At 60.8% G+C, this 16,019-nt stretch carries 13 protein-coding genes; 9 read left to right on the plus strand and 4 right to left on the minus strand.

Features of this window, described 5'->3' with window-relative positions; all coding sequences use genetic code 11:
• Positions 1-16: 16 nt before the first annotated feature.
• Positions 17-1,216, minus strand: a complete 1,200-nt coding sequence (locus CFB10_RS06525) for an ROK family transcriptional regulator (RefSeq protein ID WP_003506508.1) — start codon at positions 1,214-1,216, stop codon at positions 17-19.
• Positions 1,217-1,411: 195 nt separating this feature from the next.
• On the opposite strand from CFB10_RS06525, the gene CFB10_RS06530 reads away from it, so the two are divergent.
• From CFB10_RS06530 to CFB10_RS06555, 6 genes are all read left to right on the plus strand, one after another.
• Complete coding sequence (locus tag CFB10_RS06530; RefSeq protein WP_026363945.1) at positions 1,412-2,713, plus strand: ABC transporter substrate-binding protein; 1,302 nt, start codon at positions 1,412-1,414, stop codon at positions 2,711-2,713.
• Between the two features lie 70 nt (positions 2,714-2,783).
• Positions 2,784-3,722, plus strand: a complete 939-nt coding sequence (locus CFB10_RS06535) for a carbohydrate ABC transporter permease (protein ID WP_020011795.1) — start codon at positions 2,784-2,786, stop codon at positions 3,720-3,722.
• Positions 3,715-4,563: a carbohydrate ABC transporter permease gene (locus CFB10_RS06540; RefSeq protein WP_003506513.1), complete on the plus strand. Its 849-nt coding sequence runs from the start codon at positions 3,715-3,717 to the stop codon at positions 4,561-4,563. The genes CFB10_RS06535 and CFB10_RS06540 overlap by 8 nt, the downstream gene beginning before the upstream one ends.
• A gap of 17 nt (positions 4,564-4,580) precedes the next feature.
• On the plus strand, positions 4,581-5,654 hold the full coding sequence (locus CFB10_RS06545; protein WP_020011794.1) for an ABC transporter ATP-binding protein: 1,074 nt from the start codon (positions 4,581-4,583) through the stop codon (positions 5,652-5,654).
• 144 nt (positions 5,655-5,798) lie between these two features.
• Positions 5,799-6,851 carry a sugar phosphate isomerase/epimerase gene (locus CFB10_RS06550; protein WP_020011793.1) on the plus strand — a complete coding sequence of 351 codons (1,053 nt, stop codon included), beginning with the start codon at positions 5,799-5,801 and terminating at the stop codon, positions 6,849-6,851.
• Positions 6,852-6,872: 21 nt separating this feature from the next.
• Positions 6,873-8,057 (plus strand): Gfo/Idh/MocA family protein, encoded by a 1,185-nt coding sequence (locus tag CFB10_RS06555; RefSeq protein ID WP_020011792.1) that lies wholly within the window; start codon positions 6,873-6,875, stop codon positions 8,055-8,057.
• Between the two features lie 266 nt (positions 8,058-8,323).
• Here the strand turns inward: CFB10_RS06555 and CFB10_RS06560 are convergent, their stop codons facing one another.
• The 3 genes from CFB10_RS06560 to CFB10_RS06570 all read right to left on the minus strand — a co-directional run bounded on the left by CFB10_RS06560 (position 8,324) and on the right by CFB10_RS06570 (position 10,321).
• Complete coding sequence (locus CFB10_RS06560) at positions 8,324-8,572, minus strand: hypothetical protein (protein WP_026363944.1); 249 nt, start codon at positions 8,570-8,572, stop codon at positions 8,324-8,326.
• A gap of 119 nt (positions 8,573-8,691) precedes the next feature.
• A complete protein-coding gene (locus tag CFB10_RS06565; protein ID WP_020011789.1) occupies positions 8,692-9,963 on the minus strand; it encodes a glycerate kinase in 1,272 nt (423 codons plus the stop codon).
• Between the two features lie 4 nt (positions 9,964-9,967).
• Positions 9,968-10,321 carry a DUF1304 domain-containing protein gene (locus tag CFB10_RS06570; protein WP_020011788.1) on the minus strand — a complete coding sequence of 118 codons (354 nt, stop codon included), beginning with the start codon at positions 10,319-10,321 and terminating at the stop codon, positions 9,968-9,970.
• Positions 10,322-10,540: 219 nt separating this feature from the next.
• Between CFB10_RS06570 and CFB10_RS06575 the strand changes: the two genes are divergently transcribed.
• Genes CFB10_RS06575 through CFB10_RS06585 form a run of 3 tightly spaced genes read left to right on the plus strand, consistent with a single transcriptional unit; the run spans position 10,541 to position 16,012 of the window.
• A complete protein-coding gene (locus CFB10_RS06575) occupies positions 10,541-11,305 on the plus strand; it encodes an ImuA family protein (RefSeq protein WP_020011787.1) in 765 nt (254 codons plus the stop codon).
• The gene (locus tag CFB10_RS06580; RefSeq protein ID WP_020011786.1) at positions 11,220-12,737 is read left to right on the plus strand and encodes a DNA polymerase Y family protein; all 1,518 of its coding nucleotides are present in this window, start codon (positions 11,220-11,222) and stop codon (positions 12,735-12,737) included. The genes CFB10_RS06575 and CFB10_RS06580 overlap by 86 nt, the downstream gene beginning before the upstream one ends.
• Positions 12,734-16,012, plus strand: coding sequence for an error-prone DNA polymerase (locus tag CFB10_RS06585; RefSeq protein ID WP_020011785.1), 3,279 nt, complete (start codon positions 12,734-12,736; stop codon positions 16,010-16,012). The genes CFB10_RS06580 and CFB10_RS06585 overlap by 4 nt, the downstream gene beginning before the upstream one ends.
• Positions 16,013-16,019: the final 7 nt, after the last annotated feature.

Raw genomic sequence — 16,019 nt, forward strand, 5'->3', positions numbered from 1 at the left:
TGCTCAACCCTGCGGGCTAGAGCGCCGGCCCGGTTGTGTTCCATGGCGATTCGTAAAGTTCGTAAAGCGCAACGGCCGCGGCCCCCTGCGCCCACAATTCGTCGCTCGCAACATCGAAAACCAGTTCGGCCACGCCGGCCAGCGATGGCGGCACGGCGGCGTTGTAGCTGTTGCGAATGCTGGCGATGAAAGGTTCGCCAAGTTCGAGGCTGGAGCCGGTGATGATGACCCGCGGCGGCGCAAACAAGGTGACGATATTGGCAAGCGTGAGACCAAGCGCCGCCCCGGCGCGCAAGGCTGCCGCGATGAGATCGTGATCTTCAGCCGCAATCAGCGCATGGGCATGCTGCATGCCACGGCCGAGCCGGATCGCTTCGGCAAAACGCCCGTCCACCGGGCGGGAGCCTAAAATGGCGTTTTCGCCCGCCTGGCTCGCCAGCCGCACCGTGCCTTCATTGGCAAGGCCTATGACGAGGTCGCCGAGATTGTGGCTTAGACCACCGGCGCCGCGAAACAGCTGGTTCTGGTGCAGCACGCCAAGCCCGAGTGTCTGTTCGAGCGAAATCAGCACCATGTCTTCGAGGTCACGCGCATGGCCGAACCAGTGGTGGGCAAGCGTGATGGCGTGGGCGTCACTTTCGATGATGGTTGGCGAATTCAGCCGCGCGGTCATTTCCTCGGCGAAATTGACGTTCACTTCGCGCAGGATAGGGCTGCTGCGGATCCTGCCCGTGCGGTGTTCGATGACGCCGGGCAGGCCTAGACAGACCATGTCCACATCCTCAAGCGAAAGACCGGCATCAACGACGCAGCGTCGTACGCCGTCTTCCACCAGATCGGCGATGACGCCGATGGGCTGGCGGTCGACGCGGATCGGCAGGGCAAGGGTTGACAGCACATTGCCGCAGAAATCGGTGACGACGAAAACCATGCGGTTTGCGGCGATCTTGGCGCCCACAACGCGGGCGGCATCCGGGTTCAGTTCCAGCATCACGCGCGGTCTGCCGCGCGCGCCTTCGGTACGGATATCACCGATATGGCGGGTGAGAATCAGCCCGTCATCGAGCAGCGAGGCGGTAATCGCCGAAACAGTCGTGGTGGAGAGCTGCGTTCTTTCGCTGATTTCCACCCGCGAGATCGGGCCATGGCGGCGGATGCTGTCTAGCACGCTCAGCCTGTTGATCGCGCGCATCAATTCGGGGTCTGCGGTCTTCATGAGGTCCTGCTGCGATCGGGTTCGATCTAAAACGAATTTATATCGGATTGCGGATTAAATAACGTCTGTCGGGAGGGGTGTGTCAAGCGGTTTGGGTAAAAAATTGGCAAACCGCCTTGACATCGGGCAGGGTGTGGGGTGAATTAATCCGCATTGGGGAATAAATGGTGAGGAACCCCAGGGAGGATCACGATCATGACGTATTGGCACGCAGGCGCAAGCCTGAGCGGCAGGCGGATTGCCTTTGCCGCAACGACAAGCATAGCCCTGATGCTCGGCGCGGCCAGCGCCTCGGCAGCGACCGTCGTTAAATGGATGCATGTGGAGCTGGACCCCAAATCCGTGGCTGTCTGGGAGGAGATTGCCAAGGAATACGAGGCCAAACATCCAGATGTCGATGTTCAGCTGCAGTTCCTCGAAAACGAGGCCTTCAAGGCAAAATTGCCGACGCTGCTGCAATCCAACGACGTGCCCGACTTCTTCTACAGCTGGGGTGGCGGCGTCCTTGAGGAGCAGTCCAAGACCGGCGCGCTGAAGGACCTGACCGAAGTTTTCGACGCCGATGGCGGCAAGCTGCGTCAGGCCTATAATGCGTCCGCAATCGACGGCCTGTCTTTTGACGGCAAGGTCTGGGCCGTGCCTTACCGTGTCAGCCTCGTCAGCTTCTTTTATAACAAGGAGCTTTTCGCCAAGGCCGGTGTGAAGGCGGAGGACATCAAGACATGGGACGATTTCAGCGCCACGGTCAAGAAGATCAAGGAAGCCGGTATCGTCCCGATCGCCGGCGGCGGCGGTGAAAAATGGCCGATCCATTTCTACTGGAGCTATCTCGTCATGCGCAATGGCGGGCAGGCCGTGTTCGATGCCGCCCGCAAGGGCGAAGGCGAAGGTTTCATGGACCCGGCGATCATCAAGGCCGGTGAACAGCTGGCCGAGTTCGGCAAGCTCGAACCCTTCCAGCCCGGATATCTCGGCTCCACCTGGCCACAGGCGCTCGGCGTCTTCGGCGACGGCAAGGCGGCGATTATTCTCGGTTTCGACAATACGGAAGCCAACCAGCGCAAGAATGCCGGTGACGGCAAGGGGCTCGCCCCTGAAAATATCGGCCGCTTCGCCTTCCCGGTTGTCGAAGGCGGCGCCGGCAAGGCCACCGATACGCTGGGCGGCCTGAACGGCTGGGCGCTCACCAAGAACGCCTCCAAGGAAGCGATCGATTTCGCAACCTTCCTGACCAGCAAGGAAAGCGAAGAGAAGATGGCGACCGCCGGCATGATCCTGCCGGTTGCCACGGGTGCCGCCGGTGCGGTGAAGAACCCGCTGCTGGCGGATTCGGCAAAACAGCTTGCCGCCTCCACCTGGCACCAGAACTTCTTCGATCAGACGCTGGGCGCCGCCGTCGGCCGTGTCGTCAACGATATTTCAGTCGAGATCGTTTCCGGCCAGATGACCTCCGAAGAGGGCGCCCAGCAGATTCAGGACGCATTCGAGCTGCGCTGATCTGACGGTTTCCATGGCGGCGCCGCGAATGTGCGGCGCTGCTTATCTGCCTCCATGAAAGCGGATAGAGATGACGGATATTTCCATGACTTCTGCGTCCATACCGGCGCGCGGCGCGGCAAAGGCCAAGCGCAAGCAAAGTTCGGTCGCGCATGACCGGGCGCTCACCCTTCTGGTGTTTCTGCCGCCCGCCCTGCTGCTCTTTACCCTGTTCGTCATCCTGCCCATGGGCGAGGCGGCGTGGTACAGTCTTTACCGCTGGAACGGTTACGGCACGCCGACCGATTTCGTCGGTTTGAAGAATTTCCAGGTTCTGTTCGGCAATGCCGCCTTCTCGCAGGCCCTGATTAATAACGGCCTGATCATCCTTATCTCGATCCTGATCCAGATTCCGCTGGCGATCTGGCTGGCCATGATGCTGGCGCACCGCATTCCCGGCGTCGTCGCCTTCCGGCTGGTGTTCTTTCTGCCCTATGTTCTGGCTGACGTCGCAGCGGGCCTGATCTGGCGCTTCGTTTATGATGGCGACTATGGTCTGTTCGCCGCCATTTCCAATTTCTTCGGCTTCGCCAACCCTTACGTGCTGGCCGACAAGGATGTGGCGATCTACGCCGTGCTCGGCGTCATCGTCTGGAAATATTTCGGTTTCCATATGATGCTGTTCATCGCCGGCCTTCAATCCGTCGACAAGAACGTGCTGGAAGCAGCCGAAGTCGACGGCGCGTCCGGCTGGCAGAAATTCCGTTATGTCACGCTGCCGATGCTTGGTTCCACGGTGCGCCTGTCCGTCTTCTTTGCTGTGATCGGTTCGCTGCAGCTGTTCGACATGATCATGCCGCTCACCGGCGGCGGCCCGTCCAACTCCACACAAACCATGGTCACCTTCCTCTACACCTACGGCGTCATGCGCATGCAGGTGGGGCTTGGCAGCGCAGTCGGCGTCGTTCTCTTCGTCATCTGCGTGACGCTCGCCTTCGGTTACAAAAGGATTTTCATGCGCCATGACTGACACATCCACTTCCGTCCGCATGCCGCTGCAAACCAAGCTTTATCTTTATATATCGCTGAGCCTGATTGCGGCCATCGTGCTTATCCCGTTGCTCACCACCGCGCTCGGCGGCTTCAAGACGCTGGGAGACCTGCGCGTCAACCCCTTCGGCATTCCGGCCGAATGGCAATGGTCCAACTACGGCGATATCCTGCTTGGCAAACGCTATTGGCTGCAAATCTTCAACTCGCTGGTCATCGCGCTGCTGACGGTATTCCTGACGCTGACTGTCTCGGCCATGGCGGCCTTCACCTTCGCGCATGTGAAATTCTTCGGCTCGTCCTTCCTGCTCAACTATTTCTTGCTGGGGCTGATGTTTCCGGCGGCGACCGCCATCCTGCCGCTGTTCATTCGTATCCGCGATCTCGGCCTGCTCGATACCTATTGGGGTGTGGTGCTGCCGCAGGTAGCCTTCGGGCTGGGCATGAGCATTCTCCTGTTCCGCAATTATTTCCGTAACCTGCCGGACGAGCTGTTTCAGGCGGCCTTCGTGGATGGCTGCGGTTATCTGCGCTTCTTCTGGCATATTTCCGTGCCGCTTTCGCGGCCGATCGTGGCGACCGTTGGCATCGTCTCCTTCGTCGGCAGCTGGAACAGTTACATCCTGCCGCTGATCATGCTGAATTCGGAATCGAAATATCCCTGGCCGCTCGGCATCATGGTTTATCGCGGCGAATTCGGCACGGAATGGCAGCTCGTTCTCGCCTTCATCACGCTGACGATCCTGCCGACCGTCATCGTCTTCTTCCTCGCACAGAAACACATCATCGCGGGCCTGACGGCCGGTGCCGTCAAATCGTGACGTGAAAGGAGCAAAACATGGCTTCCGTTGAACTTAAGGATATCCGCAAGTCCTATGCCGCGCTCGATGTCATCCATGGCATTTCGCTTGATATAGCGGATGGTGAATTCATCGCGCTGGTCGGTCCATCCGGCTGCGGCAAGTCCACGCTGTTGCGCATGATCGCCGGGCTGGAGGAAATCACCGATGGGGATATTCTCATCGGCGACAAGGTGGTCAATGGCATGACCCCGCGCGAGCGCAACATCGCCATGGTGTTCCAGTCCTATGCGCTTTATCCGCATATGACGGTGGCCGAAAACATGGGCTTCAATCTGAAGCTCGCCGGCCAGCCAAAAAACATCATTGAAGAACGTGTTGCGGAAGCCGCCCGCATGCTCGATCTCGGCAAGCTTCTGGATCGCAAGCCCTCGCAGCTCTCAGGCGGCCAGCGCCAGCGTGTCGCCATGGGCCGCGCCGTGGTGCGCAACCCGGCCGTCTTCCTGTTCGATGAGCCGCTTTCCAACCTCGATGCCAAGCTACGCGTACAGATGCGCAGCGAAATCAAGGCCCTGCACCAGAAAGTTGGCACGACCTCCATCTATGTCACCCATGACCAGATCGAGGCCATGACGCTTGCGGACCGGGTGGTGGTGCTCAATCACGGCCGCATCGAACAGCAGGGCACGCCGCTCGAGCTCTACAAGACACCCGCCAATCTCTTCGTCGCCGCCTTTATCGGTTCGCCGGCCATGAACCTCATCGAGGGCGTGGTCGATGGCGAGGGTGACCAGCCCGCCGCCCGGCTGAAGGACGGCACCGCGATCCGCATTGCCGCCTCCCGCAAGGTCAAGCGCGGTCAGCCGGTAACGATCGGGCTTCGCCCCGAACATATCGGTTCGGCGATCGGCGGCGATATCTCGCTTACCGGACGGACGGTGCTGGTGGAGCCGACGGGTGCGCAGACCCATGTGGTCTTCGAACTGGCGGGCGATCAGGTTACGGCAGTGGTGGATGGTGAGCAGCCGGTCAAGGTCAACACCCCCTTTGCAGCCACCGTGCACCATGAGCGCGTGCACGTCTTCGACAGGACGAGCGGGCTGGCGCTTTAAGCGCCTCCCGTCTTTTAAATGAAATGCGGAAATTCTCTTGCCCCTCCGCTTTTGGGGCTTGTTTGAAAATCACGAGCGGTTAGCTTGGCGCTTGGGAACAAAGCGGGTTACCGCGCAACTGTATCGATGCAGGAGGAGATTTTTATGAGAACGATCAAAGGGCCGGGTCTTTTTCTCGGTCAGTTTGCCGGTGATGCAGCCCCCTTCAACAGCTGGGACGGCATTACCAAATGGGCGGCGGAAAAGGGCTACGCCGGCGTGCAGGTGCCGACCTGGGCCGGGCAGCTGATCGATCTCAAAAAAGCGGCGGAATCGAAGGATTATTGCGACGAGTTCGCCGGCGTCGCGCGCCGGAACGGCGTGGAAGTAACCGAGCTTTCCACCCACTTGCAGGGTCAGCTCGTCGCCGTTCACCCGGCCTATGACGAGGCCTTTGACGGTTTTGCCGCACCGGAAGTGCGCGGCAACCCGAAGGCGCGTCAGCAATGGGCGGTGGAGCAGGTGAAGCTCGCGCTGAAAGCCTCGAAAAATCTCGGCATCAAGGCGCATGCGACGTTTTCCGGCGCGCTTGCCTGGCCGTTCGTTTATCCGTGGCCGCAGCGTCCGGCCGGTCTGGTGGAAACAGCCTTTGACGAACTGGCGAAACGCTGGACGCCGATCCTCGATTACGCCGATGAGCAGGGTGTGGATGTCTGCTACGAAATCCATCCGGGCGAAGATCTGCATGACGGCGTCACGTTCGAGATGTTCCTCGAGCGGGTGAAGAACCACAAGCGCGCCAACATGCTCTACGATCCCTCGCATTACGTGCTGCAATGCCTCGATTATCTCGACAATATCGACATCTACAAGGACCGCATCAAGATGTTCCACGTCAAGGATGCGGAGTTCAATCCGACCGGGCGGCAGGGCGTCTATGGCGGTTATCAGGGCTGGGTTAACCGTGCTGGCCGCTTCCGTTCGCTGGGCGACGGCCAGGTCGATTTCGGTGCGGTCTTCTCCAAGATGGCGGCCAATGATTTTGACGGCTGGGCCGTCGTTGAATGGGAATGCGCACTGAAACACCCCGAAGACGGCGCCCGCGAAGGGGCCGAATTCGTCAAGGCGCATATCATCCCTGTCACGGAAAAAGCCTTTGACGATTTCGCATCTGCTGGCACCGACGATGCGGCCAACCGCCGTATGCTTGGGCTTTGAGAGCATTTCAGGGGAGATATTATGGCTATTGAAGGAAAGACAACCGACAAGGCGAACAAGCGGATTCGCCTTGGCATGGTCGGTGGTGGTTCGGGCGCATTTATCGGCGGCGTTCACCGTATGGCGGCGCGGCTCGACAATCGTTTCGATCTCGTGGCAGGGGCCCTGTCCTCTACGCCGGAAAAATCTCTCGCCTCCGGCCGCGAGCTGGGGCTCGATGCCGAGCGTTGCTATGGCTCGTTCGAGGAAATGGCCGAAAAGGAAGCGCTGCGCGAGGATGGCATCGAGGCGGTGGCGATCGTTACCCCGAACCATGTGCATTATCCGGCGGCGAAGGCGTTTCTGGAGCGCGGCATCCATGTCATCTGCGACAAGCCGCTGACCTCCAATCTGGAAGACGCCAAAAAGCTGAAGCAGGTGGCCGACAAGGCCGATGCGCTGTTCATCCTCACGCATAACTACACCGGTTATCCGATGGTGCGGCATGCGCGGGAACTGGTGGAGGCAGGCGCGCTCGGCACGATCCGTCTGGTGCAGATGGAATATCCGCAGGACTGGCTGACGGAAGCGGTGGAACAGACCGGCGCGAAACAGGCCGTCTGGCGCACCGATCCGGCTCAGTCCGGCGTCGGCGGCTCCACCGGCGATATCGGCACCCATGCCTATAATCTCGGTTGCTTCATTTCCGGTCTGGAAGCGGATGAGCTGGCCGCGGATGTGCATACCTTTGTCGAAGGCCGCCGTCTGGATGACAATGCGCATGTGATGCTGCGCTTCAAGCCGAAGGGCAAGCAGGCAGCAAAGGGGCTGCTCTGGTGCAGCCAGGTTGCGGTTGGTCACGAAAACGGGCTGAAGGTCCGTGTTTATGGCGACAAGGCCGGCATCGAGTGGACGCAGGCCGATCCGAACTATCTCTGGTTCACGAAGCTTGGCGAGCCGAAGCAGCTCATCACCCGTGGCGGTGCCGGGGCAGGGGCTGCGGCAGCACGCGTCACCCGCATTCCGTCTGGCCACCCGGAAGGTTATCTCGAAGCCTTCGCCACGATCTATACCGAGGCGGCGCATGCCATCGAAGCCCGCCGCAGCGGCGCGGCGCTCGATAAGGCGGTTATTTACCCGACCGTCGATGACGGGGTTAAGGGCGTCGCCTTTGTTACCGCCTGCATCGAGTCCGGCAAGAAGAACGGCGGCTGGGTGAAGCTGTAAAACGACGTTGCGACGTCTTTCTTCTCCCCGCCGGGGAGAAGATGCCCCGAAGGTGTAGATGAGGGGGCAAGCTTTCCGATATCTCTGACGTGCCCCTCATCGCGCTGCCGCGGACTTCTCCCCCCTCGGGGAGAAGGAAACAGGCGGTACGGCCTCGCGTCATCGCTTGGCCCTTTATGCTCAGGACTAGCGGTCAAAGCCGGAAGATGAAGGCTGTGGCGATACGCGGCCGCGATGCAGAGCTTGGTCTGTTCGCCACGAGGTAATCAATTAACGCGGGTTGACTGCGTCTGCGCCCGTTCCGTTATGGGGCAACCGTCCTGAAGCTTGGTCCAGGACGAAACGTTGAGCTTCATCTCGCAGCGCGCGAGATAGGAGCCACCGTCGACCTTCAGACAGGATGTCTGGCCGAGTTCGAACATAGTGCCGCGATTTCGGCATTTGCAATTATGGGCATCCGCCAAGGCAGGAATAAGGGCCATGATCAGGCCAAGTATGAGCACTCCAGTACGCATGGCTGAGGCTCCAAAGGATATCCTGCCAGATTACTCCTGTCCGAGGGCATAGTCAAAAACGGCCTTTGCCTGATGATGCGCGCCCTCTGCGGGCAGCAGCGCTGCGAATTCCCCCGCTGTCACCCGATCAAAATCGCCCTGATATCATTCACATTCGTCAGGGTCGGACCCGTCACGACAAGGTCTCCTGCCGCCTTGAAAGCGGTGTAGCTGTCGTGGCTTACGAGCGACTGACGCGGATCGACACCGGCTTCGCGCATGCGAGCAAGCGTATCCGGCGTCACCACAGCACCCGCCGCATCCTCGACGCCGTCTATGCCGTCGCTATCGCCGGCAATGGCCCAGATGCTGCCCGCGCCCTTCAGCGTCAGTGCAAGGCTCAGCAGGAACTCCGTGTTGCGGCCGCCCTTGCCGGCTGGCCCCTTGCCAATCGTGACCGTGGTTTCGCCGCCGGAAAGCAAAACGGCCGGGCCCTTGACCGGCAGGCCCTTGCGACTGGCGGAGAGCGCTATGCCGGCCATAACAGCGCCGACGTCCTTGGATTCGCCTTCCAGCGAATCCCCGAGGATGAGCGGCGTAAGCCCGAGTTTCACGGCCTTATCCGCTGCCGCCTGCAAGGCGAGCGAAGGAGCGGCAATGAGCCGGATATCCTCGTCGATATCGCCGGCCTTCGGGGTTTCCTCGACTTTTTCCAGCACCTTGCGCACGTTTTCCGGGAGATCGAGCGCATAACGGGCGATGATTTCCCGCACGGTTTTAATGTCGCTCGGATCGGTAACCGTCGGGCCGGAGGCGATTTCCGAGGGGTCGTCGCCCGGCACGTCGGAAATCAGCAGCGAAACAACCTTGGCCGGTCTGGCGGCCAGCGCCAGCCGTCCGCCCTTGATGCGGGAGAGGTGCTTGCGCACGGCGTTCATTTCGGAAATCGTCGCGCCGCTGGCAAGCAAAGCGCGGTTGACGGCCATCTTGTCCGCAAGTGTCATGCCTTCGGCCGGCGCCACCATCAGCGCCGAACCGCCGCCGGAAATCAGCGCGATCACCATGTCGTCGGCAGTCAGCCCTTCAACGGCGGCGAGAATGCGTTTTGCCGCTTCCGCGCTCTTATCGTCGGGCACGGGATGCGAGGCCTCGATGATTTCGATACGCGCGGTCGGGACGGCATGGCCGTAACGCGTGACCACCACACCCGAGAGATCGACATGTGGCCATGCCGCTTCAAGCGCTGCGGCCATGGCGGCCGAGGCCTTGCCGGCGCCCACCACCACGCAACGGCCTTTAGGCGGGGAGGGAAGGTGGTGTTGCAACACCTTTTCCGGATCGGCGCTGGCGACTGCGGCCATGAAAATGCGGTTGAGGGCGTCTCTTGCGGACGTGTCGTTCCATGCGCTCATCGGTTCATGCTCCGATCCAAAGGAAGCCGAGCGCAAACAATGCCGGCAATGCCTGAATGAACAGGATCTTCATATTGGCTGTCATGGCGCCGAAAATACCGGCCACCAGGACGCAGGTCAGGAAGAAAACCTTGAAGCTCAGCCCTTCATCGCCCTGCGTGAGCCCATAGATCAGCCCGGCTGCGAGAAAGCCGTTATAAAGGCCCTGATTGGCGGCAAGCACTTTCGTCTGCCGGGCAAAATCCGCCGAAAGACCGAAAGCCTTGCGGCCGGCCGGCTTTTCCCACAGCAGCATTTCCAGAATGACGATGTAAATATGGATGGCCGCAACCACGGCAATCAGAATGCTGGCGATCATCGGCGGTTTCCTCCAAACCATGATATCCGTCGCCGTTGTCTGAACAGGCGGCGAGCGGACACTTCCGTTTTAACGGCGGGACGAAGGGCTGCAAGGCCAGAATCTCCTCTTCCCGTGCAAACTGTTGAAGAGCGGCAACCTGTTGCTTGACTCTTTGCTGAAATAGGAACAAAACAAGAACAATAGAGATGAATAACCGGAATTGAAACCTGTCATGCCATGCAAAAGCGCGCGGATCAGTTGCTCGTTGTCGAAGAGCTGCGTGAAAGGCTGGAAAGGATCGGTAACGGCCCTGAGCGGCTGCACGAGACCTTGCCTTTCGGCGTGGATGCCATCGACCATCGCCTGCCGGGAGGCGGGCTCAAGCTCGGCTGCCTGCATGAGGTAAGCGGCGGCGGCAATGGCGCTGCCGATGGCGCGGCGGCCGCCCTTTTTGCGGCTGGTGTGGCGGCGCGGCTTTCCGGCAAGGTTTTATGGTGCGTCACCCGGCGGGATCTGTTCATGCCGGGGCTGACGCAGGCTGGCCTGTCGCAGAACCGGCTCATCATTGTTGAATGCCGCGATGAGAAGGGCGTGCTCGACTGTTTCGAGGAGGGTTTACGCTGCAATGGTTTCGGTGCGGTGATGGGTGAGGTGGCGAAACTGCCGATGAACGCCTCGCGGCGGCTGCAACTGGCGGCGGAAACCTCCGGTGTTACCGGCATCGCCATCCGCCGCTTCCGGCGCGCGGCCGATGCGGCGCTGTACGGCGAGCCGACGGCGGCGGTGACCCGCTGGCGCATCTCCGTCCGTCCTTCTTCGCCCTTGCCGGTGCCGGGGGTGGGCAGGCCGCGCTGGTTTCTCGAGCTTTTGCGATGTCGCGGCGGCGAAAGCGCTGAATTTGAAGTGGAAGCCTGTGATGCAAAGGGTCGTCTCGCTCTACCTGCCGACATGGCCGACGGATCGCTTCCGGCGTCTTTCGGGAGAGAACGCGCCGCCGGTTGAAAAGCCGCTGGTCATGATCGGCCGCCAGGGCAGCCGCCGGCTGGTGCTGGCGCTCGACAAAGCGGCAAAGGCGGCGGGCATCCGGCCCGGCACGCCGGTCAGCAAGGCGCAGGCGCTGGTGCCGGGCCTTCTGGTGGAAGATCTGGATGCAGCTGGAGATGCCCGCGCCCTGCAGCAGCTGGCCTTTCATTTTCTGCGCATCTATGCCCCCATTGTCGCCGCCGATACGCCTGATGGGCTGGTGCTGGACACGGCGGGAGCGGACCATCTGCACGGCGATGAGACGCTGATGCTGAGCGGCATGGTCAACCGCCTGCATGCCGCAGGCTTTGCCGCCCGCGCGGCCATTGCCGATAGCTGGGGCGCTGCCCATGCGCTGGCCCGCTTCGGCCGCGAGCAGATCAGCATCATACCGCCGGGCGGGCAGCGGGCGGCGATCAGCGGCTTGCCGCTTGCTGCGCTGAGGCTGGAGGAGCATATCGTTTCCGGGTTGAAGGTGCTCGGCTTCCGCAGCATCGGCGAGCTTGCCGAAGCCCCGCGCGCGCCGCTGACCCTGCGTTTCGGTCCCGAACTCGTCCGTCGTCTTTCCCAGGCTTTCGGGGAGATCGGCGAACCTATCGAACCGGTGCGCGTGGCCGAACTGGTGGAGGTGCGGCGCGTCTTTCCCGAGCCGATTGCGGCGGCGGAAACGATTGCCCGTTATACGCAGAAGCTGGTCACGGGGCTTTGCGCAGCACTTGAAAAACGCGGCCTCGGCGCCCGCAGGGTCGATCTGGTGCTGCACCGGGTCGATAGCGGCCTGCAGGCGGTGCGCGCAGGCACCTCCAGACCGGTGCGCGATATCAAGCAGCTTGTCCGGCTTCTGACTGACCGTATCGATACCATCGATCCCGGTTTCGGTATCGAGATGATGGTGCTGACCGCCACCCATGCTGAGCCGCTTCTCGCCGCGCAGGCTCGCTCCTCGCTTCTGGAGGAGGGACGTGCGGACATCGCCGATACGGTCGATGTCATCCTCAATCGTGGCCACAGGGTCTATCGTTACGCGGCGGTGGCGAGCGATGTGCCGGAACGCTCCATTGCCCGCGTTGCGGCGCTTGCATCTGAGGATATGCTCGGCTGGCCCGGCCACTGGCCGCGCCCGGTCAGGCTTTTTGTAAGGCCGGAACCCATCGAGACGCTGGCGCTGCTGCCGGATCATCCGCCGCGTTATTTCATCTGGAAAGGCGTGCGCCATAATGTGCGGCGCGCTGACGGGCCGGAACGGGTGTTCGGCGAATGGTGGAAACGCGACCGGGAAAAGGCAGCCGTGCGCGATTATTTCACGGTGGAAACCGAAAGCGGCGAACGCTTCTGGATTTTCCGTTCCGGTGACGGAGAACATGTCGAGACGGGCTCGCAGGGCTGGTTCATCCATGGGGTCTTCGCATGAGTACGCCGCGTTATGCCGAGCTGCAGGTGACCACGCATTTTTCCTTTCTGCGCGGCGCAAGCTCCTGCGAGGAGCTTTTCGAACAGGCCAAAAACCTCGGCATCGAGGCGCTGGGTATCGTGGATCGCAACAGCCTTGCGGGCATTCCCCGCGCTTACGAGGCGGCAAATACCTACGGCATCCGGCTCGTCATCGGTTGCCGGCTCGATCTGGATGACGATCTTTCCGTCCTTGTCTACCCCATGGATCGCCCGGCTTACGGTCGGCTTTGCCGGCTGCTTTCCGTGGGCAAGAAAAGGGGCGGCAAGGGCAAGTGCCGGCTGACATGGGACGATCTCGTCGCCTATGGCGAAGGCCTGATCGTGGTGTTGCTCGCCGATCTTGCGGATGATCTTTGCGCGCTTCGCCTGCGGCGGCTCAAGGCTGCTTTTGCGGATCGCGCCTATATGGCGCTCAGCCTCAGAAGACGTCCCAATGACCAGATGCGGCTTTTCGAATTGTCGAATATGGCTCAAGTCGCAGCTGTACCGACGGTGGTCACCAACGATGTGCTGTTTCATGTGCCCGAGCGGCGCATGTTGCAGGATGTCGTCACCTGCATCCGGCATAATTGCACCATCGACGAGGCGGGTTTCCGGCGCGAGCGGCATGCCGACCGTTATATGAAGCCGCCGGAAGAAATGCACCGGCTGTTTGCCCGCTACCCCGAAGCACTCTTCCGCAGCCTCGAAATCATGAAGCGCTGCAAATTTTCACTGAAGGAACTGGTCTATCAATATCCCGAGGAGCGCAGCCTGCCGGGGCTGACGGCGCAGCAGGCGCTGGAGAAGATGGTCTGGGAAGCGGTGCCGGGGCGGTATCCGCAAGGTTTGCCGGAGAAGGTGGAAAAGGCGCTCAAGCATGAGCTGGCGGTTGTCGGCAGGCTGCAATATGCCTCCTATTTCCTGACCGTGAGTGCCATTGTCCGTTATGCGCGTTCAAAAGATATCCTATGTCAGGGGCGCGGTTCGGCAGCCAATTCGATTATCTGTTTTGTACTTGGCATCACCGCCATCGACCCCGCTCTTTTCAGCAATCTCGTCTTCGAACGTTTCGTTTCCGAAAACCGGGGAGAACCGCCTGATATCGACGTGGATTTTGAACACCAGCGGCGCGAGGAAGTCATCCAGTGGGTCTATGACACTTACGGCCGTGACAAGGCGGCGCTCTGCTCCGTTGTTACCCGTTATCGTGGGCGCGGAGCGTTGCGCGATGTCGGTAAGGTTCTGGGCCTACCGGAAGATCTAACGAAGCTTCTATCCTCGCAGGTCTGGCGCTGGAGCGAGGGTGTGGGTGAAAAGCAGGTGAAGGAACTGAACCTCAATATGGAGGATCGTCGCCTGAAGCTTGCCTTCGAATTGGCCAACCAACTTGTCGGCACACCGCGCCATCATAGCCAGCATCCGGGCGGCTTTGTGCTGACCCATAACCGGCTGGACGAACTGGTGCCGATCGAACCCGCCGCCATGGATGATCGCCAGATCATCGAATGGGACAAGGACGATATCGATGTCGTGAAATTCATGAAAATGGATTGCCTGGCGCTCGGCATGCTCTCCTGCATGAAGCGCGGCTTCGATCTGCTGGAGGCGCGCACTGGAGAGACGTATGATCTCGCCGCCATGCCGCCGGATGACGGTCCCACCTATGCCATGATCCAGAAGGCCGATACGCTCGGCACATTCCAGATCGAGAGCCGGGCGCAGATGTCGATGTTGCCGCGCCTGAGGCCGAAGGAGTTTTATGACCTCGTCATTCAGGTCGCCATTGTTCGCCCCGGGCCCATTCAGGGGGATATGGTGCATCCCTATCTGCGTCGCCGACAGGGAAAGGAGCCGGTTCGTTATGAAAAACCGGAACTGGAAAATATTCTGAAAAAGACGATGGGTGTTCCGCTGTTTCAGGAGCAGGCCATGCGGATCGCCATGGATTGCGCCGGTTTTACCGCAGATGAGGCGGACCAGTTGCGCCGAGCCATGGCGACCTTCAAGAATGTGGGTACCATTTCCAAATTCAGGGAAAAGCTCGTCACGGGCATGGTGGAGCGTGGTTATAAGCAAGAATTTGCCGAACGTATCTTCAAGCAGCTGGAAGGGTTCGGCAGCTATGGTTTTCCTGAAAGCCATGCGGCCTCCTTTGCGTTGATTGCCTATGCCTCCTCATGGCTGAAATGCCATTATCCCGATATTTTCTGTACGGCGCTTCTCAATTCGCAGCCCATGGGGTTTTACGCTCCTGCCCAGATCGTGCGCGATGCGCGCGATCATGGCGTTGAGGTACGCCCGGTCTGTGTCAATAACAGCCGCTTCGATTGCACGCTGGAGCCCACGGGTGAGAAGGATGCGAAAGGTGACGAGCGTTATGCCGTGCGGCTCGGTATGCGCCTGGTGAAGGGGCTTTCCAACAAACATACTGCCGATATCGTCGCCGCCCGGCAGAACCGGCCTTTTGCCTCGGTGGATGATCTCTGGCGAAGGGCGGGTGTTCCGGCCGCCGCCCTCGTCTGTCTGGCCGAGGCCGATGCCTTTCTGCCGTCGCTTTCGCTTGCCAGACGCGAAGCGCTCTGGGCCATCAAGGCCTTGCGCGATGAGCCGTTGCCGCTTTTTGCTGCTGCCGCCAGCCGCGAAAACGCCGTGGTGGATGAGCTTCAGGAACCCTCCATCGCGCTGAGGCCCATGACTGATGGTGGTGAGGTGGTGCAGGATTACGGCCATGTGGGGCTGACGCTGCGCGAACATCCCATGACCTTCCTGCGTCGCGATCTTTCCCACCGCCGCATCGTCACCTGTGCGGAGGCCGTGCGCGCCCGTGATGGCGCATGGCTGGAAACGGCGGGTCTGGTGCTGGTGCGCCAGCGCCCCGGCTCGGCAAAAGGGGTAATCTTCATGACGCTGGAGGATGAGACAGGCATCGCCAATGCGGTGCTGTGGGTGAAAACCTTCGAAAAATACCGTCGCGTGGTGCTGTCTGCCGGCATGGTCGGCATTTACGGCAAGATCCAGCGGGAAGGCGAGGTGGTGCATCTGGTCGCCCACCGGCTGACCGATCTGTCGGAAGCGCTGGCCAGCGTGGGTGAGCGCAACCATGCCTTTCCCCTGCCGCATGGGCGGGGCGACGAGTTCCACCACGGCATTCCGCCGGATGATCATCGCATTATCAGGAAGCGTCCGCCGCCTGCCGTGGATGATGCGGACGAGGTGGAGCGGATAAAGGTCATCTCCCGCAATTTTCACTAAAAGGCGG

It is taken from the genome of Agrobacterium sp. 719_389 (assembly GCF_900188475.1).
In the GTDB taxonomy this organism is placed as follows: domain Bacteria; phylum Pseudomonadota; class Alphaproteobacteria; order Rhizobiales; family Rhizobiaceae; genus Agrobacterium; species Agrobacterium radiobacter.

Excerpts from the sequence above, each read along its gene's own strand:
- CFB10_RS06525 (WP_003506508.1), bottom strand. The coding sequence starts at position 1,216 with ATGAAGACCGCAGACCCCGAATTGATGCGCGCGATCAACAGGCTGAGC.
- CFB10_RS06530 (WP_026363945.1), top strand. The coding sequence starts at position 1,412 with ATGACGTATTGGCACGCAGGCGCAAGCCTGAGCGGCAGGCGGATTGCC.
- CFB10_RS06535 (WP_020011795.1), top strand. The coding sequence starts at position 2,784 with ATGACGGATATTTCCATGACTTCTGCGTCCATACCGGCGCGCGGCGCG.
- CFB10_RS06540 (WP_003506513.1), top strand. The coding sequence starts at position 3,715 with ATGACTGACACATCCACTTCCGTCCGCATGCCGCTGCAAACCAAGCTT.
- CFB10_RS06545 (WP_020011794.1), top strand. The coding sequence starts at position 4,581 with ATGGCTTCCGTTGAACTTAAGGATATCCGCAAGTCCTATGCCGCGCTC.
- CFB10_RS06550 (WP_020011793.1), top strand. The coding sequence starts at position 5,799 with ATGAGAACGATCAAAGGGCCGGGTCTTTTTCTCGGTCAGTTTGCCGGT.
- CFB10_RS06555 (WP_020011792.1), top strand. The coding sequence starts at position 6,873 with ATGGCTATTGAAGGAAAGACAACCGACAAGGCGAACAAGCGGATTCGC.
- CFB10_RS06560 (WP_026363944.1), bottom strand. The coding sequence starts at position 8,572 with ATGCGTACTGGAGTGCTCATACTTGGCCTGATCATGGCCCTTATTCCT.
- CFB10_RS06565 (WP_020011789.1), bottom strand. The coding sequence starts at position 9,963 with ATGAGCGCATGGAACGACACGTCCGCAAGAGACGCCCTCAACCGCATT.
- CFB10_RS06570 (WP_020011788.1), bottom strand. The coding sequence starts at position 10,321 with ATGATCGCCAGCATTCTGATTGCCGTGGTTGCGGCCATCCATATTTAC.
- CFB10_RS06575 (WP_020011787.1), top strand. The coding sequence starts at position 10,541 with ATGCAAAAGCGCGCGGATCAGTTGCTCGTTGTCGAAGAGCTGCGTGAA.
- CFB10_RS06580 (WP_020011786.1), top strand. The coding sequence starts at position 11,220 with ATGCAAAGGGTCGTCTCGCTCTACCTGCCGACATGGCCGACGGATCGC.
- CFB10_RS06585 (WP_020011785.1), top strand. The coding sequence starts at position 12,734 with ATGAGTACGCCGCGTTATGCCGAGCTGCAGGTGACCACGCATTTTTCC.